At 35.2% G+C, this 20,546-nt stretch carries 17 protein-coding genes; 5 read left to right on the plus strand and 12 right to left on the minus strand.

What is annotated here, in order from left to right; genetic code table 11:
* Positions 1 to 413: 413 nt before the first annotated feature.
* Positions 414 to 1,543, minus strand: a protein-coding gene (locus tag F894_RS14805; protein ID WP_143253654.1) for an IS3-like element ISAcsp5 family transposase whose coding sequence is annotated in 2 segments (ribosomal slippage) — positions 414 to 1,291 and positions 1,291 to 1,543 — 1,131 coding nt in all. Because the reading frame shifts where the segments join, the coding sequence is not laid out codon by codon here.
* Positions 1,544 to 1,988: 445 nt separating this feature from the next.
* Here F894_RS14805 and F894_RS00810 point away from each other — a divergent pair.
* Complete coding sequence (locus tag F894_RS00810; protein ID WP_005245313.1) at positions 1,989 to 3,029, plus strand: IS481 family transposase; 1,041 nt, start codon at positions 1,989 to 1,991, stop codon at positions 3,027 to 3,029.
* A 149-nt stretch (positions 3,030 to 3,178) separates the two neighbouring features.
* Here F894_RS00810 and F894_RS00815 read toward each other — a convergent pair whose 3' ends face one another.
* The 11 genes from F894_RS00815 to rfbB all read right to left on the minus strand — a co-directional run bounded on the left by F894_RS00815 (position 3,179) and on the right by rfbB (position 14,466).
* Positions 3,179 to 4,132, minus strand: coding sequence for a GNAT family N-acetyltransferase (locus tag F894_RS00815; protein WP_005245434.1), 954 nt, complete (start codon positions 4,130 to 4,132; stop codon positions 3,179 to 3,181).
* 110 nt (positions 4,133 to 4,242) lie between these two features.
* Positions 4,243 to 5,391, minus strand: coding sequence for a glycosyltransferase family 4 protein (locus tag F894_RS00820; RefSeq protein WP_005245436.1), 1,149 nt, complete (start codon positions 5,389 to 5,391; stop codon positions 4,243 to 4,245).
* Entirely contained in the window at positions 5,388 to 6,257 is an 870-nt protein-coding gene (locus F894_RS00825; RefSeq protein ID WP_005245438.1) for a glycosyltransferase family 2 protein, read from the minus strand. The genes F894_RS00820 and F894_RS00825 overlap by 4 nt, the downstream gene beginning before the upstream one ends.
* 2 nt (positions 6,258 to 6,259) lie before the next feature.
* On the minus strand, positions 6,260 to 7,399 hold the full coding sequence (locus F894_RS00830; RefSeq protein WP_005245440.1) for an O-antigen ligase family protein: 1,140 nt from the start codon (positions 7,397 to 7,399) through the stop codon (positions 6,260 to 6,262).
* A gap of 150 nt (positions 7,400 to 7,549) precedes the next feature.
* Positions 7,550 to 8,437 carry a glycosyltransferase family 2 protein gene (locus F894_RS00835; RefSeq protein ID WP_005108301.1) on the minus strand — a complete coding sequence of 296 codons (888 nt, stop codon included), beginning with the start codon at positions 8,435 to 8,437 and terminating at the stop codon, positions 7,550 to 7,552.
* 13 nt (positions 8,438 to 8,450) lie between these two features.
* Positions 8,451 to 9,695, minus strand: a complete 1,245-nt coding sequence (locus tag F894_RS00840) for an O-antigen translocase (protein ID WP_005245442.1) — start codon at positions 9,693 to 9,695, stop codon at positions 8,451 to 8,453.
* Positions 9,696 to 10,811 (minus strand): DegT/DnrJ/EryC1/StrS family aminotransferase, encoded by a 1,116-nt coding sequence (locus F894_RS00845; protein ID WP_005245443.1) that lies wholly within the window; start codon positions 10,809 to 10,811, stop codon positions 9,696 to 9,698.
* Between the two features lie 94 nt (positions 10,812 to 10,905).
* Entirely contained in the window at positions 10,906 to 11,997 is a 1,092-nt protein-coding gene (locus F894_RS00850) for an acyltransferase family protein (RefSeq protein ID WP_005245445.1), read from the minus strand.
* A 116-nt stretch (positions 11,998 to 12,113) separates the two neighbouring features.
* On the minus strand, positions 12,114 to 12,527 hold the full coding sequence (locus F894_RS00855; RefSeq protein WP_005245447.1) for a sugar 3,4-ketoisomerase: 414 nt from the start codon (positions 12,525 to 12,527) through the stop codon (positions 12,114 to 12,116).
* Between the two features lie 5 nt (positions 12,528 to 12,532).
* Positions 12,533 to 13,408, minus strand: coding sequence for a glucose-1-phosphate thymidylyltransferase RfbA (gene rfbA / locus F894_RS00860; protein ID WP_005245448.1), 876 nt, complete (start codon positions 13,406 to 13,408; stop codon positions 12,533 to 12,535).
* Complete coding sequence (gene rfbB, locus F894_RS00865) at positions 13,408 to 14,466, minus strand: dTDP-glucose 4,6-dehydratase (protein ID WP_034438032.1); 1,059 nt, start codon at positions 14,464 to 14,466, stop codon at positions 13,408 to 13,410. The genes rfbA and rfbB overlap by 1 nt, the downstream gene beginning before the upstream one ends.
* Before the next feature lie 742 nt (positions 14,467 to 15,208).
* Here rfbB and F894_RS00870 point away from each other — a divergent pair.
* From F894_RS00870 to F894_RS00885, 4 genes are all read left to right on the plus strand, one after another.
* Positions 15,209 to 16,285 carry a polysaccharide biosynthesis/export family protein gene (locus F894_RS00870; RefSeq protein ID WP_005245450.1) on the plus strand — a complete coding sequence of 359 codons (1,077 nt, stop codon included), beginning with the start codon at positions 15,209 to 15,211 and terminating at the stop codon, positions 16,283 to 16,285.
* 421 nt (positions 16,286 to 16,706) lie between these two features.
* Positions 16,707 to 18,890, plus strand: coding sequence for a polysaccharide biosynthesis tyrosine autokinase (locus F894_RS00875; RefSeq protein WP_005245451.1), 2,184 nt, complete (start codon positions 16,707 to 16,709; stop codon positions 18,888 to 18,890).
* A gap of 165 nt (positions 18,891 to 19,055) precedes the next feature.
* Positions 19,056 to 19,760 (plus strand): BamJ family beta-barrel-assembly machinery protein, encoded by a 705-nt coding sequence (locus F894_RS00880; protein ID WP_005245452.1) that lies wholly within the window; start codon positions 19,056 to 19,058, stop codon positions 19,758 to 19,760.
* Positions 19,761 to 19,808: 48 nt separating this feature from the next.
* Positions 19,809 to 20,498 (plus strand): BamJ family beta-barrel-assembly machinery protein, encoded by a 690-nt coding sequence (locus F894_RS00885; RefSeq protein WP_005245453.1) that lies wholly within the window; start codon positions 19,809 to 19,811, stop codon positions 20,496 to 20,498.
* Positions 20,499 to 20,546 lie beyond the last annotated feature (48 nt).

Below are 20,546 nucleotides of genomic sequence, written 5' to 3' on the forward strand. Positions count from 1 at the left end.
CAAGAGGATCAAGAGGATCAAGAGGATCAAGAGGATCAAGAGGATCAAGAGGATCAAGAGGATCAAGAGGATCAAGAGGATCAAGAGGATCAAGAATCCTATTAGATGGATATCCAAATCCCTAAAATTTACTTATATCATTTGTAAAAATTTGAATAACATAATTTTTATAATTTAATTATTATATCCTTAAGTGATTTCGACTATTGATAGCCATATTCAGGTTAGTTTTTATATTTTATCTAAAAATTTCAATCCTGTACTATCTACGGTTTAGTAAAATCTACAGCTGCTTTTTTGATAGTGAAATACAATATTCATATATTCTTATCTTCTTTTAAAGTAATGTGGTTCCGTTAATTAGACCACTCAATTCAGTTTTATAAGTGATAAATCCGCTCTAAATATTTAAATTATGCTGCCATTACTTTTAGTAAATGTTGATCATAAAATTCATCCGGTGTTGCCTTATTCAAACTTGAATGAGGACGTATCATGTTATAAAAATCCAAATATTCAGCAATTGATTGTTTCGCTTGTTTAACCGTATCGTAAGCCTTCAAATAGACTTCCTCATGCTTCACGCTGCGCCATAACCGCTCAATCATCACATTATCTCTCCACCGTCCTTTCCCATCCATACTGATACGGATATTTCGAAATTTTAACTCATTCAAAAATGCCTCACTTGTGAATTGACTGCCTTGGTCTGTATTAAACACCTCAGGACAACCATATTTCACAATTGCTTCTTGCAACGCATCTATGCAAAAGTCTGTTTCCATACTGATCGATACTCGATGAGCCAGTACTTTACGACTATGCCAATCTATAATTGCACACAGATAGACAAAGCCTTTAGCCATAGGAATGTATGTGATATCTGTACACCAGACTTGATTAGAGTGATCGATGACCATGTTTTTCAACAGATATGGGAAAATACGGTGTGCAAGATTAGGCTTACTGGTATTGGGTTTTGGATACAAGGCATGTATTCCCATCAAGCGCATTAAACGTCGGACTTTACGCCGACCTATTTGATGCCCTTGACGCTGTAGCATATCTCGTATCATTCGACTGCCCATAAATGGGTAGTCGAGATGAATTTCATCGATCAGACGCATCAAACTCAAATCAGTTGATGAAATCTCTTTGGGCTTGTAATACAACGTACTGCGATTGATTTGAATCAATTGCGATTGTTGTCGTACCGAAAGTTGATGGGTCTTATCGATCATTTTTTGCCGCTCAGCTGCCCTATTTTTCTGAGCGCACCTTCTAAAAAATCAATTTGCAATGCCTGATGTCCTATCTTGGCATGTAGAGCTTTGAGGTCAATCTCTGGTTCTTGTTGTGCTGTTGGTCGTGAAAAAATATTGACTGATTGCTCAAGCAGTTGATTTTTCCAATCGATGATTTGGTTTTGATGTAAATCGAATTGAGTAGAAAGTTCAGCGAGTGTGTGGTCGCCTTTAATTGCTGCGAGAGCAACTTTAACTTTAAACTCTGCTGAATGATTACGACGTTTTCTTCGTGTCATGGTTGACTCCAAAAACAAGCATTTGCCATGCTTATTGGGGAGTAGATTATCACTTATATGCGTGGTCTAAAATCCTATACCCACATCAAAGAATCGCATACTCCAATGCTATTTAACTAAGTTCAGATGGTCTGTGATTAGGCTTTACATAAAGTTATGAACATACATAAACAAAGTTGAAATAGGGAAATTATCATTAAAACAGTATTGAATGGCAACACAGTAATAGATTTGACTTTAATCTTGGCAGTCATTCGATTGCACATAATATTGAGTATTAAAATCAAACCGAATCGTGATGTTTTTTGATTTATCAAGGATTAGTTATAGAGATAACAATTAGTTGTATTAGTTCAGACTTGATCGTACATTCTTCTTGAAAAAGAGAAAGTTACCCGTTTTGATAAAGGTGTCGAAATCTTAATTAAACAAAGGTAACTTTCTTATGTTGCATACTAACAATCAAATCATCAAACACAAAGTCGGCTTACTCAATTTAGCTGAAGAGCTTCAAAATGTTTCTAGAGCATGCAAAGTGATGGGTGTCTCTAGAGATACTTTCTATCGCTATCATGAGTTAGTACAGTCTGGTGACATTGATGCATTAATCAATAAGTCCCGTCGAGTACCAAATCTAAAAAACCGTGTAGATGATGCTACAGAGCTGGCGGTCATTGATTTCGCAATTCAATATCCAGCTTATGGTCAGCATCGTACCAGTAACGAATTGCGCAAGAAAGGTGTATTTGTTTCAGGGAGTGGTGTTCGTTCTATTTGGCTCCGCCATGATTTGGAGAACTTTAAGAAGCGTTTAAAAGCACTCGAAGCTAAAGTGGCACAGGATGGTATCGTACTAAATGATCATCAGATTGCTGCACTTGAGCGTAAGCATGAAGATGATGTGGCGTGTGGTGAAATCGAAACTGCTCATCCAGGCTATTTAGGTGCACAAGACACCTTTTATGTCGGGAATCTCAAGGGTGTTGGACGGATCTACCAGCAAACATTTATCGATACTTATAGCAAGGTCGTTCATTGCAAGCTCTATACAACCAAAACACCGATTACAGCGGCTAATTTGCTCAATGATCGTGTATTACCTTTTTATCAATCCCAGGATTTACCAATGCTTCGCATTCTTACAGACAGAGGAACCGAGTATTGCGGTAAGGTAGAACAACATGACTATGAGTTGTATCTAGCGCTCAATGACATTGATCACACGAAGACAAAAGCAGCTTCACCACAAACGAATGGGATCTGTGAACGCTTCCATAAAACAATACTGCAGGAGTTTTATCAAATTACATTTAGGAAAAAGCTTTATAGCACGCTAGAAGAGTTGCAGACGGATCTAGACGACTGGCTGAAATTCTATAATACTGAACGGACTCATCAAGGAAAAATCTGCTGTGGCCGTACACCATTTGAAACTTTACTTGATGGAAAACAAATTTGGGCTGAGAAGAATTTAGCTCAAATTTAACCTGACAGGCACAATAAAAATCAGGTAACTGTCAGATCAGGTTTGAGCTAGTACAAATTAGTTGACCGATAAATTATAGCTTGAGGCTTATTCAGCACATTCTTATGCAATTGAATAAGCCTGTAATCATCTTTTTGTGAAACAAAGACCTAAAGATCTATATTATAGAAATCATGTACAATCGCACGAGCACCAAATCTTTCTTTTTGATTAATTAACCCTGTATTTAAAAACTTCCCTTCATTTTCATTGGAAGTACCAAAGTCAAATATTTTAGCAGATTTTTTACTATTATTTATTAAAAAATCAAGCAGATAGTCTAATACTTTTTCCTCTCTACCTTTATCATTACTGGCCAAATACTGAGTATGAACCACTCTCTCGGTTTCAAAAGTTACTGCTGCTGCAACGATATCCCCATTGAGACAGCACTTATAAGCTCTTATATTATTAGGAAATCTACTTTTCAATAAATCTATTTCAATTTCATTATGTACAGGTTGTTGATTATGATGCTGACGTAATACTTCACGAAGGACCCCCCAAACAATACTAGGCTGATCTACTTCTTCACAAATAATCCCACTTTTTTTGAGCTTCTTAATTGATCTTCTTTTACTTTCTGAATATGAATATTCTTCCTCTAAATCAATACAAACGCTAATATCTCTACGATAAAGATTTGCATGATTTCTAAATAAAGCATATAAGTCTTCTTGTGCTGGATAATTATGATAAATACTCGGGATACATTTATATATGATTTTTTCAATATTTTTTTCTTTTAAAAAAATCTTTAGTTGAGTAAAAATTTCAAGCATATCAGCAGCATGCACTCCTCTATCAATCAGAAATCCACCAAAGGTTAGACCTTGATGACTATAAAAAATATTATCTTTAATATTTCCAGGCAATAAAGCCATAATTTTCTCTTCATTATTTTTGAATATTAAAGAAAAATCTTCAAAACGATCAGAATGATACTCCATGAAATCCCGATTAAACATAAAGTGAGAATTTTTACATTTTAATAAAAATTTATTCCACATAATCTCATCTGAATCTTCGTATTTTTTTATTTGAAAGCTTATATTTTCGCCCATTACAATCTCCTGTATAAGTTAAATATTTTCTACTTCTTATTTTTATTTTTAAGTTAAATTTAATCAAAATTATTTTTATAAATAAAAATATTATTGAATGATTTCTAATCTTAATTCATTCCTAATATTTGCAATAATCTATGATTTATATGATCAGCATTAAAATTTTTTTTAGCATATAAAAAGCCTTGATACCCCATTTTATTTACTTGTTCAGGATATTCTATGAAATAAATCATTTTCTTTACTAAGGCGTTTACATCCCATTTAGGAATTAGGAAACCCGTAACACCATCTACTACAGTTTCATTACAGCCAGGTACATCAGTAGTAATCACTGGTCTTCCTATAGCCATTGCTTCTTGTGTACTACGAGGTACGCCCTCACGGTAATAGGAGGGTAATACAAAAACTGCACTCTCACGTATTCTTTGATCCACATCTTTAACGAAGCCAGCGTATTCTATAATTCCTGTTTTTATCAATTGATCTAATTGTGCCTGCTTTAAACCAGTTGGGTTTTCAGGATCCAATCCACCTATAATTTTAAATATTATATCAGGATATTTTTCTTTAACTATTCGAGCAGCTTCTAAATATTCAAATATACCCTTTTCAGCAATTAACCTGGCAATAAAGATAAAAGATAAATTTTTCTCGGTATCCCATTTCGTATAGGTATATTCTTGTAAATTAAGGCCAATTGGTCCTAAGACCTCAATTGCATTATTTTTATGAGGAAGATTATAATGATGTACTAGATCTTTAGGATCATCGCGATTGAGAAAAATAATTTTATCTAAATATGGAAATGCAAGCCGATATAAAGAGATTTGTATAAAGCGTATGAATTTAGACTTCAAACTTTGACCATGTTTATGAATGGTAAAAGGCGAACCCAATCCTTCAATCATGCCATAGATATAAGGAACCTTAGTCTTATAAGCAGCCAAAGTTGCATAAATAACTGGCTTAGTTGAATATGAAAAAACAATATCAGGTTGAATTTCACTTATTTTTTTAATCAGTTGATAAGTTGAATGAAGATCAGCAAATGGGTTCAATCCACCACGACTAAGTTTATAGGTAACCAGCGTAACACCTAAACTTTGTATTTTAGCCAACCATTCATTGGTATATTCAGACACGAAAGCATAAACATGATAATTCTGTGCTAAACAGGACAAAATAAAATCTTTACGAAAGCCATAAAGATTAGAGGCTGTTGTCCCAATGATAATAATTTTTTTAGAGATCATTGCTTTATACGCTCTATTAGTTCTAATTGTGACTTATAAAAATTTTTCTCGTCGTTAGAAACAGGGGTTATCCTACGGCTATGTAAGATCTTCATTAAATTTAGAAAATCTAATATTTTTACAATAATTTTTTTTATCTCAAATTTTAGAAGAATCTTATTTTTTTCGCGATCAGCGATTATATTATTATAATATTTTTTGATTACTTCAATCTGGGTATTATAACCACGGATCATTTTCTCTTTTTTTACATTTTCTACTTCTCGATAAAAATACAATGGTTCTTGCATTACCATATAATTAAAATCATTTTTTATAGCTGCTGAGAGCCATAATTCATAATCTTCAGCTAGGCAGTTATTTTCCTGATAAGGATTTCTTTGACACCATGCCTTACGTGCAAGAAGTGAAGGATGTAATAAATTTGTCAACCCTTGCAAAATTTCTTTTGGCTGCATCTGGTGGGTAGAAAAAATTCTTTTCCCCAGAATTTCATTTTTATTTCCAATGGAATACAAGCTGGTAACAACTAAATCAATCTCTGGATTTTTAGTTAGGACTTTAATCTGTTTTTCAAGCCGGTCTACAGCCATTAAATCATCAGCATCCATACGCGCAATAATGTCATATTTTGCTTCACTAATAATCTGATTTAAGCGATAGGGTAATCTTCTATTATAACCGTCAGAAATGATACGGATTCGAGAATCAACAAATGATCGGGCTATTTCTAAAGACCGGTCTGTCGAACCATCATCTACCAGTATGAGTTCCCAGTCTTGAAAAGTTTGGACAAGGACAGATTTAATCGCATCTTCCAAGAATTTTTCAGCATTAAAAAATGGAATTCCGATAGAAATATACATATTTATTCATCCTTATTATTTGAGAATAATAAAAAAGCCGCCAATAAAAACCAAAAAATAATTGTTCTTGCGCTATAAGTGGTAAACCCATATAACATTGGCCCTAATAATATCATCTTGTTGGAAAGCGATAGTTTCTTAAATATTTGATATAAAAATATTAAAAATAAGGATATTCCTATAATCCCATAATAAAATAAGATACCTAACCAAGTTGAATGAATTTCATTTCCTGTAGGGTTATATAACCAGTGGGCGCCTTGCCCAGCACCAAAAATTAAATATTGAGGATAATCTAAAAAACTGAAAAGACCACGCCCTTCTACCTGACTGTCTCGTTGATCTAACCCTTCTATAAAGCGTAGTGCAATACTATCAAAGACCCCCAAGTTATATAAAAAGTAGCTTAAGCTTCCAAAAAACACTAATGTTCCAATGAATACAAATATTCTTTTATTTAGGTCTCCTTTTTGACTAAATATAAGTCCCAGAGTTAACATTAAAAAACCAACTGAAGCAGATCTTGACATGGTCAATAAAATTAAGAATAAGGCTAAAAAATAGATAGTTATTTTTTTAAAGCCATTTCCTGAAATATACAGATAAATTGCACAGCTACTCAGCACCCAAAATGCCATCTGATTAGGATCATTAAAAAGACCATTATATCGAGGTTCAAAATCATAACGACCTAAGTTGCTTGCCCAGATAATAATTTCAACAATATAGGAAAAAGGAATTAGGAATAATAATTTTTCATAGAAAAAGTTAATCTGAACTTGATTTAAATTCATCATTAATAGAAAAAACAATAAATTAAATATCCAGTAAACAGTCGACATCATATAACTTGAATCGAGAACAATTAAATACCAAGCAAAATTTACACAAATTGCATAAGCAACAAATAATAAAATTATATTTGAATATTCAATATTTATTTTAGAGCTTTTGCTAAATAGCAATAAAATAGCACCCATAATAAAAATATGGCTGAATTGTGGAACTCCACTTGACCAAAAATAAAACTGAGATAAAAAAAATGAAAACAGTATAAGATATATAATTGATTTATCTCTTATATTAGTATCACTTAAAAAAATAATGTTATTTTTTGAATTAGTTTCATTTAAAATAATCATTATCCATTCCTTTCTTATTGTCTTTTACTTGATAGAAAAGTAAAAGAACCGATTAATATTTTATATTATTAATTTAATTATTTTCTTATTTAATATATTTTAAAAATTATTCTTTAACAAAATTAATAACATTTATCAAACTTATTTATATTAAAAATCTTTTTTAATAAGCAACCAGTAAAAAAACCTAAAAAAATCATATGTTAAAATTTCAGATGGATATTCTCTCAAAATGCTTAGCATTTTTTCTAATGATTTCTTTTTGGAAAACAACCCCAACTCAAATGCATTTATCCATAAAGCTCTTTTTTTTGCTTTATTAAATAGAATATGATTTTGGTACTCATTTAAAATCATCATTCTCGAATCATGCATAAGAGACGTCTGTTTATGCATATTATTATCATGCAGCCTGTATTTAGCAAAAACAACAGGAAGATAACATAACTCCCCTTCCCGTGCTAAAAGCAACCACATATACCAGTCTTCAATTTTTACCTTAGCATCATAACCACCAATTTTTTTCACAGCTTTAGATCGGATCAGTTGGGTCGTAGCTGGTAAATCATGTTCTAATAATAAAATTTTTTCAAAATTATAACTTTGTCTTTTTTTAACCCTATTTTTTACAAGATTAGAATCATTATCAATAATTGCTACTCCTCCAAATACTGCGATACAATTTTTATTCTGGTTTAAAAATTCTGATTGTATCTTTATTTTATCTTTTAAGATTATATCATCTGAAGCTAGAGAAGAAAAATATTCTCCTTGTGTCCATTCTAATGCTTCATTCAAGGTTGCACTCAAGCCCTTATTGGGTCGATGTCTAAACTCAAACCGGATGAACCGTTTTTCACAGAGCGGAATCAGTCCTTGTATTTTTTCTACTGAAGAATCTGTAGATCCATCATCAATGACAATTAACTCAATATTCTGGTAAGACTGGTCAATGACACTCCGGATACTGTCACACACGAATCTCTCATGATTATAACTTGGTATAATGATGGAAACTAAAGATTGCTCAATTATCATATTATATATCTCTTTATTTTAATTGTTTAAATATAAATAAACTGATTACTATCCAATACATCCCATAATTTATTAGGTGGGCAATTGAAACACCTTTAAATCCAAAAAACTGGGTACATACATAGGTCAAAGCAATAAGGGATAAGGTAAATATAATTTCTGTAGAAATGTACAGTTTGGTCATTGCTTTGCTTAGCATTAAATAGGCAAGTATCCAGCTTCCTATTTTTAATGCATCCCCCATCATTTGCCAAAAGAACAAGTCCTGCATGGGTGCGAAAGATGGAGTGAATAGTAAATTAATTATCCAATCACGTAGTACGAAAACAATAATTCCTCCTACTACAGTCAGTGGAAAAAGAAATTTATAGCCCAAATAAACTTCTTTCTTAATTTCATCAATCTTATTTAGCTCTGATAATCGGGGTAAGTAATACACTCCCAATGTTGTCGTGACCAGCATAAGGTATACCGTGCTTAGTCGGATCATCGCTTCCCAGTAACCTGCATATGCCAGACTAAACTCCTGAGTTAAATATGCTCTAATTAACATTTGAGACAGGGGTACACAAATCGCACTCACTAATGCCATGAGAATAAATGAGCTAAACTTTTTGGTAATTTCTAGGTCTATTTTTCCTAGGAGAGATGAAAACTTAAACCAGTTCGCTCTATAACATAGAAATAACGTCACTATAAATGCAATAGACTGATAAATGGATAATGCAACTAAAGCTCCATATAAATGTAACTTAATTGCCAGCATACTCGTGATAATAAGAGCAAATAAACTACCTGCAATATTTGCAAGCACTAATTTTAATATTTCTTTTTTTCCATTTAATATTGCTAAAAACAGTGTATTAAAATTAAAAAATATCAAAAAAACTGCAAACCATATAAAAACTGTCTGGTATTTAAGTGAATGGAAAATATAAAGTGAGAGTTGTCCTTGAAAAATTAATATGAGAAACGCGAAAATCAGACTAAACAGAAAAACAATACTACCTGCTGTTTTCCAAATTGCACGTTGTTTACTTTCATCCTCATGATATTCGGCTGTATATTTTACGACTGCGGTATTAATTGCACTCCCTGCAAAAGTAGTCACCATTTGAATAAAATTCTGGAACTGTCCTATCGCTGCATATCCAGTGGGTCCTAGATATACAGCTAAAATTTTATTCAGTACAAACATGGTGATGGTCTTAATCAAAACTGCCAAGCCATTGAGTACACTGGTCCTAAGTAAATTCATCTATGCTTGAAAACCATTACATAACTGAACAACCTGCTTTGCCTCATCAATAGATAAAGTCGGTCCAATCGGCAAGCTCAAGACCTCAGCATGAATTTGTTCTGAAATTGGTAAATTGAAATTATTCCACTCCTGATAGGCTTGCTGCTTATGCGGTGGAATCGGATAATGAATCAATGTCTGTACCCCGTGCTCTGCTAAATGTTTTTGTAATTGTTCCCGATGTTGAGTTCGGATCACAAATAAGTGCCAAACATGCTGTGTATCAGTTTCGGCATTTATATTTGTGAATGGAAGCTCAATCGCTGAGTTCTGAATTTCTTTTAAATAAAGATCTGCAATATGACGACGATACTGGTTCTCCTGATCTAAAAATTTCAGTTTCACATTCAAGATTGCCGCCTGAATTTCATCAAGGCGACTATTTACCCCAGGTACCAGATTTTTATATTTTTCGTGTGAGCCATAATTACGTATAGCCTTAAGCATATGCGCTAACTCGGCATCATTGGTGGTAATCGCCCCGGCATCCCCTAGCGCACCCAAATTTTTACCCGGATAAAAACTGAAGCCTGAGGCATCTCCCCAACTGCCTGCTTTTTTACCATCTATTTCAGCACCATGGGCTTGTGCTGAATCCTCCAAGACCAGTAAATTATATTTCTTGGCAATGACCATAATTTCTGGCATTGCAGCAAGCTGTCCATATAAGTGAACAGGCAAAATCGCCTTTGTTTTTGTGGTGATAGCTGCTTCAATTTTTTTAGCATCAATATTAAAAGTATGAATATCCGGTTCGACCAACACCGGTTTTAGATTATTCTGTGAAATTGCCAAAATACTCGCAATATAGGTATTTGAAGGTACAATGACCTCATCCCCTTCATTCAGTCTCCCCAATTCCTTCCATGCACGCAGAGTCAGAATAAGCGCATCTAACCCATTGGCAACTCCTATGGCATACTGTGTTCCACAATAATCCGCAAATTTTCTTTCAAAATCCTCTACTTCTTTGCCACTGATATACCAGCCGGAATCAATGACCTGTGTACAAGCTGCTAAAAGTTTGTCGCGGTATTGAGCATTTATCGCTTTTAGGTCAAGAAAAGGAATCATTCTTATCAATCTCATATAAAAATTTATTATTACTTTTTCATTCTACGTTCATCAAAATTAATATATTTATATTAATTAAAGTAAAAATCCAATATTATTTATTAAGTTCATAACTCTTTGTTTTAAAACCTGGCTCTAATAAAAATTTCTTCATTTTCCTATTTAGAGGCTTTTCAATATACTTATACATTATAAAACTAGCTATTAAAGTCACAATAAAAATAATGAATGAGAACAACATTAAGTCTATATTAAATGATAGTATCTTTTTTATATAATTTAAAATTTGTATTTCCAAAACATGCAGTAAATAAAAAGAAAAACTGATTTCCCCCGCCAATACCATATATTTATTTGATAAGAAATTAGTAATAATACTTTTTTTCTGAGCAACATGAGACAATGCAAAAATAAGAATAATTGCTGCCATAGGTAGCCAATAATATATTGAGTATCTATAGCTTATATCTATCTTGTTATGAAACACAAAGAATAAAATAAAAAGTAAAATTGCTCCTAATTCAAATATAAAAGTAGGTATATTTATTTTAGAATAAGTAACTTTTATTTTTTCATAAAGATCAAATAGAATAATACCCAGTAAAAAATCAGAGAAACGTACAAATGGTGAAATATACAACCAATAGTGATCCTGATTTTTATTAAGCTGCATATTAAGAATTAAAATACCTACTAGATATAAAATAAAAATATAAGTTCTTATTTTTTCAGAAATTAAAAATGCAAATGGAAAAAGTAGATAAAAGAACAATTCGTCAGAAATACTCCAAGAAGGAGAATTTAATGAAAAATGAATATTTTCTTCTAAAAAAAAGCTTTGTATCAGAAAAATGTGTTGAATTAAGTACTCCCACCCTTTTCCAGATTGAATAAAGGTTAACAGGAGTACAAGTGCCGTAGTCGCAATATGTACTGGATACACTCTTGCTAAACGAGAAATATAAAACTCTTTTTTTGAAATATTTCCTATAATAAATTTTTCTTTATAATTATAGGATAAAATAAATCCGCTTAATATAAAGAAAAAACTGACGCCTAAAAATCCTTCATCAAAAATACTGTAAAAAATATTTTCATAATTTGTATCATTTTTTAGAAAGGCCAAATGACTAAGAAAAACAAATAGCGCAAAAAACATACGCAATGATGTAAGTGGTTTAATCATCTCATACATCTCCTTAATATTTATTATTATTTATAATTCTATTTTCTGAAGCTTCTCTATTAACAAAAGCCATCATACTCATGAATTATTTTTCGTAATTTTAATTATCTAAATATCTATTTAATAACAACCTTATCTGCTTCTTCTAAAAACTGGTCATAGTTACGGATATAGTCACTTTCATCATAGTGATCGCTTGCCAATACCAACAATATGCAATCTTCTGAAAAACCATGCATCTCATGCCAAACCATTGGTGGGATAAATAATCCTTTATTAGGCTGACCTATTAAGACCTCTTGTCTTTCTTTGCCATTATTCATCAGTATTTTGCAACTGCCTTGGATGCAAAAAGCAATTTGTTGAAGCTCTTTATGTGCATGAAATCCACGAGGAACATCAGGCTGAGCACCGAAAATATAATAGAGCCTCTGTATACTAAAAGGAATATTCCGATTGGCTTCAGCGACCACCAAGCTGCCACGATGATCTCCCAAATTAGGTAATTCTATCCACTCGATGAGATTCATAGTTATTACCCCACTAAAGAAATCAGATATTGACCATAGCCATTTTTATTCATTGTTTGACCAATCGCTAAAACTTCCTCTCTGCTCAACCAGCCATTATTCAATGCAATTTCTTCCAGGCAGGCAACTTTATAACCTTGACGTTTTTCAATAGTTTCTACAAATTGAGCTGCTTCAAGTAGGCTGCCCTGTGTACCCGTATCTAACCAGGCAAACCCACGCCCCAACAATTCAACATTTAAATCACCACGCTCCAGATATGCCTGGTTAATCGAAGTAATCTCTAACTCTCCTCGCTCAGATGGTTCTACTTGTTTGGCAATTTGAATCACATCATTGTCATAGAAATATAGGCCCGTCACAGCGAAATTAGATTTAGGATGTTTCGGTTTTTCTTCAATTGACATAACACGTTGCTGTTTATCAAATTCTACAACACCAAAGCGTTCAGGATCTTTCACCTGATAGCCAAATACAGTTGCTCCTTTTTGCCGTGCTGCAGCCTGGCGTAGCATAGGGGTAAAACCTTGCCCGTAAAAAATATTATCGCCCAGCACCAGACATACATTGCTTTGGCCAATAAATTTTTCGCCCAGGATAAAGGCTTGTGCTAAACCATCAGGACGAGGTTGAATCGCATAACTCAGCTCCATGCCAAACTGTGAACCATCGCCTAATAAACGTTTAAACCCTTCTATATCCTCTGGGGTACTAATGACCAGAACGTCACTGATACCGGCTAACATCAGGACAGATAATGGGTAATAAACCATCGGTTTGTCATAAATCGGAAGTAGCTGTTTCGAGATGCCTTTGGTAATCGGATGCAAACGTGTGCCCGAACCGCCGGCTAAAATAATCCCCTTGGTTGTGCTAGCCATTAGACTGCCTCCCCTAAACGTTCACGCTGATAAGAACCATCCTGAACGCGATGACACCATGTCAGATTATCCAGATACCATTCCACAGTTTTACGGATACCGGTCTCGAATGATTCCTGTGGCTTCCACCCCAGTTCCCGTTCAATTTTTGAAGCATCAATGGCATAGCGCAGATCATGTCCAGGCCGATCCTTAACAAAGGCAATTAAGCTTTCGTAACTTTGCCCGTTCAGTTGTGGTTTTAATTCATCTAAAATCTGACAAATAGTTTTAACCACTTCTATATTTTGTTTTTCATTCCATCCACCAATATTATAGGTCTCACCCACTACACCCTGAGTCACAACCTGATATAAAGCACGGGCATGATCTTCTACAAACAGCCAGTCACGAATCTGCTGACCATCTCCATAGACCGGTAATGGTCTGCCTTCCAAAGCATTTAAGATCATCAAAGGAATCAGTTTTTCAGGAAAATGATAAGGTCCATAATTATTTGAACAGTTCGTGACAACTACCGGCAAACCATAGGTTCTATGCCAGGCCCGAACTAAATGATCTGAACTGGCTTTACTTGCCGAATAGGGCGAACTGGGTAAATAAGGGGTAGTTTCAGTGAATAGATCAGTTGTGTCTTCTAAGTCGCCATATACTTCATCTGTTGAAATATGATGAAATATGAATCTAGATTTTTTAATTTCAGCCAAATTTTGCCAATACTTTCGTGCAACCTCTAATAAGGTATAGGTACCAACGATATTTGTACTTATAAATTCAGCCGGACCATCGATGGAACGATCCACATGAGATTCTGCCGCCAAATGCATGACCACATCTGGCTCAAAGTCTGAAAATAATCGTGTTAAAGATAGATGATCACAAATATCAGTTTGAGCGAATTGATAACGAGGGTGATCCAATACAGAAACTAATGACTCCAAGTTACCTGCATAAGTTAACTTATCAACATTTAAAATATGATGTTCAGTCTCTTTAATGATATGCCGGATGACAGCAGATCCAATAAAACCAGCCCCACCGGTTACCAATATTTTCATCACCATTTTTAGTGTCCTTTAATATTTTTATTTTACTTTTCACAAATTATTTTTAATGTATTGCTGCCTTCTGGGCATATCTGTTTTTATTGATTTGTTCATAAGATATATTAATTTTATTACATAAGCCACTTACAAAAAAAGCCGATACTTAAATGTAGTTACATTTTATAGATCTATTTTAGTTTTTAAAAATATTTTTACTCTATATCGATCTTAATCCTTTACACACCTTTCAGCTAATATTGTTCGAATATTCATTATTTTTTTATTCTAATACTTTAATTAACAAAGTTTTATTTTAATTTTTGTAAGATATAATTATTTTATAAATTATTAAACTAATACTTAAATTATATGAAAATCAACAATCTAAGAAACCTTTAGATCAGATAAAAATTATATGAAAATACTTTTCTCGATTAATTTATATCGTTATAGCTCCTTTCATAGGATTCAACTTATCTATTAAAAAAAATAACAATTAGAAACAATTAATCTTCTTTATAACGTTAAAAAATTTTCTATATCTCTACCGCTTGTTCAATCAAGCTTTCACGTCTATTTTCTTCCATCTTTTTGCAAAGTCTTAGCCTGGCGTTATTTAATTGGGTCAAAAATAGCTATAGACAAGGTATGTGATCTATTATATTTTTTAGATGTTAATCACATAAATCGAATTAAAAATTAATAATTATTAATAAATACCAATTCTGAATATATAAAAATAAAGGGGTTTCAAGTGAACCATAGACACCTTTTAGGTATTTTTACCTTAAGCCTATCTCTAGTTGGATGTGCAGCAATATCCGGCTTTCAAACCTATGATTTACCAAAAGAAGGAATCTATCAAACTGAACTAGGAACTCCAGTCAATCTGATAAAATTGAATCAGGACACCCTGCCTGTATTGCAGTCTGCCCAAACTCATAATCTTAGCCATTATGCTGCTTTATTTCAGACTGAGGTGCAGGATTACCGTTTGAATCCAGGGGATATTTTATCCTTTCAATTATGGGCCTATCCTGAAATTAGCGCCGTTCCTACAGCAAGTGATAATAACAACGGCTACCAAATTGACCGAAATGGTTATATCCACTTTCCGTTCATTGGCCGTTATAAAGCAGCTGGAAAAACCCTTCCGCAAGTGAATCAGGAAGTACGACGCCTATTAGTTCCCTACTTAAACAGCCCGGATGTGGTAGTGCGAGTCATTTCCTATCAGGGACAACGCTATTCAGTGGTCGGTAATGTAAAATCGGCCGGACAATTTTACTTGTCTGATCAACCCGTCAGTGTTTATACAGCACTCGGTTTGGCTGGCGGTATGAATGAGCAAGGTGACTCTACTTCGATTCAACTTGTACGTCAGGGTGTGACCTATGACCTGAATACCATTGCACTGGAAAAAGCTGGATATTCCTTACATAAGCTGTTGATTCAACCGAATGACACTCTTTATATCAGTCCTCGTGAAAACCAGAAGATCTATGTCATGGGTGAGGCCAGTGCCAATAAGCCCTTACCACTACGTGACCAAGGCATGACTCTTGCTGATGTATTGGGTGAAAGTGAAGGGATTAATCCCTATTCCGCGAGTTCTAGCCGGATTTATGTCTTACGTGGCAACTCGGACAATCAGATGACTGAAATATATCACTTAAGTCTAAAAAACCTTGGAGATTTTGGCCTAGCGAAACAGTTCAAAATGCGTAGCAATGACATTGTCTATGTTGATGCCACAGGTCTGACCCGTTGGGAACGCGTTGTTAGCCAGATTCTTCCATTTTCATATGTCGCTGATTCAGCTATACGATAGGTAACTCAGCTATGAAAATTAAAAATCTTTTCGGGGTCTTTTAGGAAATATGGGGGGTATCAATTAATGACTGAAAGTTTATTCATAACATCCGCCTGCATTCGTAGATTAAATCTATAACTTCAGTGATTTGGAATGATTATAGTCATCAATGACCACCCACTATTTTGATATAAGCTCACGGACTTCACCTGCAAATCCATGGTGCTCAAAACTCGATATGAAACAGATTAAATAAAAACCGTATTATTCTGATCATCATTAAAATATCTGGCCTTATGTGGGTTAGATATTTCAAGAAAGGACAATAAAACCAAAATATGTAGGATTCTTTCTCAGAAAAGCAGCAAGTCTTTGATTATTTTATTAAAACTAACTCAAAGACTGGAAAATCACTTTTAAACTTTTAGATAGTAAAATTATGAACAAAAATAACAATACCGAAAATATGATTGACCTAAAAGGGGTGTTCTTTTCCCTGCTCTCGCAATGGAAGCTCATCCTTTTGTGTGGTTTGCTTAGCCTGATGGCAGTGTTGCTGTACATGCGTACCGCAGCCATTAACTATAAGGTGGATGCAATCGTTCAGGTCGAAGAAAATAAAGGGGCATCAGCTGCCTTATTAGGCAGCTTGTCAAGTATTATTAGTCAGATGTCTTCATCAAATGCTGAGATTGAGGTTTTAAAATCACGCACGATTCTGGAATCAGTGATTGATCGTTTAAATCTGGATCTCCATATTGCGAGCACTGAAGACTCCTTTATCAATCGCCTCATTTACGGCAAAAATTCTCAGACCGAATATCAACCCGAAACTGTACGCTTTAAAGAAGGTGAAAAAAGCTTTGATATCCGTCAGTTTGAAGTTCCCGTAGCGTACCAGGATAAAAATCTCCTACTGAAGTTTCAACCACAGAGCTTTATCTTGATCAATCCAGTGACAGAAGAAACTGTCTTTGAGGGCGCACTTAACCAGCCCGTTCAAGCCAAAACTGCACAGGGAGACTGGAAAATTGCAATCTTTAGTCAAGATAATCTAGATCGCAGTTACCGGATACAAAAACTCTCGTTGCCAACAGCGATTGATTCTATTCTTGCCAATTATTCAGTGACAGAAAAAGGAGAACTGAGTGGAGTTCTGCAGCTTCGCTATCAGGGTCAAGATAAACAGCACATCACTAAAGTCCTGAACACGATTTTAGCGATTTATAGCCAGCATAATATTACGCGCCGTTCAACAGAAACAGCGCAGACACTGGCGTTTCTGGATGAACAATTACCAGATTTAAAGAAACAGCTTGATAATGCAGAATTCGCCTTTAACCAGTTCCGTCAACGGCATAATACAGTTGATATTGCTAAAGAATCTGAATTGTATTTAAATCAGAGCGTCACCTTAGAAACGCAAAAAGTCTTACTTGAACAGAGACAGGCAGAAATAGCTGCCAAATATGCAGCACTACATCCAGCCATGCGAGAAATTACGGCTCAACTTCGTGTGATCAATGGCAAGATTCGTGAACTGAATACAACACTCAAAAATATTCCAGAGATACAACGCCAGTATTTGCAACTGTCACGTGAAGTCGAAGTCAAACAGCAACTGTATACCAACCTGGTAAATTCATACCAACAACTGCGTGTTGCCAAAGCGGGTGAGATTGGCAATGTCCATATTATTGATACCGCACTTGAACCAATTGACCAGGTGCAACAGAAAACACCACTAATTCTGTTCCTCGCCTTTTGGTTCGGTATTTTTGTGGGAATCTTGGTGGCACTATTCCGCAATATGCTGCGTTCTGGTGTGAAAGATAGCAGTCAAATAGAATATCAACTGGAGCTTCCAGTGTATGCAAATATTGCCCATTCTCCGAGTCAGAAACCTGGGCTAAAACTACTCAAAAAGAAAAAGATTCCTTTCGTATTAGCCCTTAAACATAGCGATGATATCGCGATCGAAAGCTTGCGAAGCATACGTACAGCGAGTCATTTCGCCCTAAGCCAAGCCAAGAACAATATCATCATGATTTCAGGTCCAGCACCAAAAGTTGGAAAATCATTTGTTTCCAGTAACCTGGCGGTTATCATGGCGGAAAAAAACAAACGCGTATTGGTGATTGATGCAGATTTGCGTCGTGGTCATATCCACAAATATTTTGATCTGGATAATCAACATGGATTAACTGAATACCTGAATGAGCAAATTACATTAGAACAGGTGGTACAAAACACCAATGTTCCTAACTTAAATGTAATCACCTGTGGTGAAATTTCAGCAAATCCTTCTGAGCTTCTCAATTCACTACGCTTCAAGGAATTACTACAATCTCTGATTCCGCACTATGACCATATCATTATTGATACACCACCTGTATTGGCTGTCACTGATGCGATTATCGTATCACGCTATGTTGGAATTAATTTAGTTGTAGCGCGCTATGCAAAAACACAAATGAAGGAGCTGGAGCTTACATTGAACCGCTTTAAGCAGGCCGGTTGTATCGTAAATGGCTTTATCCTGAATGATATCCAGCGTTCAGCCGGGGGGAGCTATAGTTATGATTACATTTACAGTTATAAGTCTAGAGAACAAAATGGCTGATCCCATTTAGATAAAAAACCAGCGATTGCTGGTTTTTTTACATCTTTAAACTTCAACAAAACAGCGATGTTCGCTTGCTAAAAAACCACCCATTCTGCAAGATTTCTCAAAATTTTCTGCTAAGATGGAATGAACCTCAACGATAACATTAGATTGGAATAATACATGAGTAAGGCCTTACCGATTGCTGTCGCTGTTCTTTTAGGCGGTGCCGCGCTAGTACCTGTTTACTATGCAACTCAAAACCCAGCTGCTCAAACCACAAAAGCATCTAAAGATGCCTCTGCTGTTTCTAAAATTAGCTATGCACTCGGTTATGAAGTCGCTCATCAAACTCCACCTGAGCTGGATATTAACAGCTTTGTAACAGGCGTTCGCGAAGGTCATGCCCGTACTGCTCCTGCTTATACTGAAGAAGAATTACAAGCAGCTTATGAGCAGTTCCAAAAAGAAATGCAGCAGAAGCAAGTGGATAGTGCCAAACAGGCTCAGGCATCAAGTGATACTTTCCTGACTGAAAATGCCAAAAAAGCTGGGGTAAAAACTACCGCATCTGGTTTGCAATATGTAGTGACCAAAGAAGGTACAGGCAAACAGCCTGCAGCAACTTCAATTGTAAAAGTACATTACACAGGGAAATTAGTTGATGGTACCGTGTTTGACAGTTCGGTTGAACGTGGCGAACCGATTGAGTTCCCACTCAATCAGGTCATTCCAGGCTGGACCGAAGGTCTGCAACTGATGAAAGAAGGCGGTAAAGCAACCCTGTATATCCCATCTAAACTCGGTTATGGTGAACAGGGCGTGCCAGGTACGATTCCTCCACACAGTACTTTGATTTTTGATGTGGAACTCATCGAAGTAAAATAATCCACGAAAAGGAGAGCAACGCGCTCTCCTTTATTTTGAGAATGAATCATGAAAATACAAACAAGTTTGATGGTTTTACTGCTGAGTTCAGGCAGTCTCTTTGCCAAAGAAGTCACCAATAAAAGTCCTGAGGCTGAACAGGTCGGCTACAGCTTTGGTTATCTGATGGGAAAAAGCAATGCCGATTCCTTACAAGGCATTGATCTGGATGCCTTCAGTGCCGGTTTAAAAGCGGCAGCCGCTGGCAAACAGGCGACTTTAAGTGAGGAAGACATGGCGCGAGTCTTGACCCAATTTAAGCGTCAGGCTGAAGCCAAAGAGCTGATTACCCTGAAAAAGCAGGCTGATGAAAATGCCAAAATTGGTCAGGCTTTCCTGGCTGAAAATGCAAAAAAACCGGGGATAAAAACCACAAAATCAGGTTTGCAATATCAGATTCTTCAGGAAGGAAAAGGTAAATCGCCGAGCGCAAACAGTAATGTCCGCGTACATTATGAAGGCCGTTTGATCGATGGTACGGTTTTTGACAGCTCGATTGCCCGTAATCAACCCGTGGTATTTCGTACCACCCAAGTCATTACCGGCTGGACCGAAGGTTTACAGCTGATGAAAGAAGGTGCCAAATATCGTTTCTTCATTCCGGCCGAACTGGCCTATGGACAGATTGGTTCAGGGGATGTAATTGAACCGAACAGTACTTTAATTTTTGATGTGGAATTACTGGAAATTATTAAATAATAAGTCCTATTTTTCCAGATCTAAAATCGGAGAGGTTCTATATTGGCC

Origin of the sequence: Acinetobacter sp. CIP 51.11, assembly GCF_000369665.1 — a bacterium.
Taxonomy (GTDB): domain Bacteria; phylum Pseudomonadota; class Gammaproteobacteria; order Pseudomonadales; family Moraxellaceae; genus Acinetobacter; species Acinetobacter lwoffii_S.

Bases quoted from the DNA above. Each gene is read 5' to 3' on its own strand.
- rfbA (WP_005245448.1), bottom strand. From the start codon at position 13,408: ATGGCTAGCACAACCAAGGGGATTATTTTAGCCGGCGGTTCGGGCACA.
- F894_RS00810 (WP_005245313.1), top strand. From the start codon at position 1,989: ATGTTGCATACTAACAATCAAATCATCAAACACAAAGTCGGCTTACTC.
- F894_RS00880 (WP_005245452.1), top strand. From the start codon at position 19,056: ATGAGTAAGGCCTTACCGATTGCTGTCGCTGTTCTTTTAGGCGGTGCC.
- F894_RS00835 (WP_005108301.1), bottom strand. From the start codon at position 8,437: ATGATAATTGAGCAATCTTTAGTTTCCATCATTATACCAAGTTATAAT.
- F894_RS00845 (WP_005245443.1), bottom strand. From the start codon at position 10,811: ATGATTCCTTTTCTTGACCTAAAAGCGATAAATGCTCAATACCGCGAC.
- F894_RS00855 (WP_005245447.1), bottom strand. From the start codon at position 12,527: ATGAATCTCATCGAGTGGATAGAATTACCTAATTTGGGAGATCATCGT.
- F894_RS00840 (WP_005245442.1), bottom strand. From the start codon at position 9,695: ATGAATTTACTTAGGACCAGTGTACTCAATGGCTTGGCAGTTTTGATT.
- F894_RS00825 (WP_005245438.1), bottom strand. From the start codon at position 6,257: ATGTATATTTCTATCGGAATTCCATTTTTTAATGCTGAAAAATTCTTG.
- F894_RS00885 (WP_005245453.1), top strand. From the start codon at position 19,809: ATGAAAATACAAACAAGTTTGATGGTTTTACTGCTGAGTTCAGGCAGT.
- F894_RS00815 (WP_005245434.1), bottom strand. From the start codon at position 4,132: ATGGGCGAAAATATAAGCTTTCAAATAAAAAAATACGAAGATTCAGAT.
- F894_RS00830 (WP_005245440.1), bottom strand. From the start codon at position 7,399: ATGATTATTTTAAATGAAACTAATTCAAAAAATAACATTATTTTTTTA.
- rfbB (WP_034438032.1), bottom strand. From the start codon at position 14,466: ATGAAAATATTGGTAACCGGTGGGGCTGGTTTTATTGGATCTGCTGTC.
- F894_RS00850 (WP_005245445.1), bottom strand. From the start codon at position 11,997: ATGATTAAACCACTTACATCATTGCGTATGTTTTTTGCGCTATTTGTT.
- F894_RS00820 (WP_005245436.1), bottom strand. From the start codon at position 5,391: ATGATCTCTAAAAAAATTATTATCATTGGGACAACAGCCTCTAATCTT.
- F894_RS00875 (WP_005245451.1), top strand. From the start codon at position 16,707: ATGAACAAAAATAACAATACCGAAAATATGATTGACCTAAAAGGGGTG.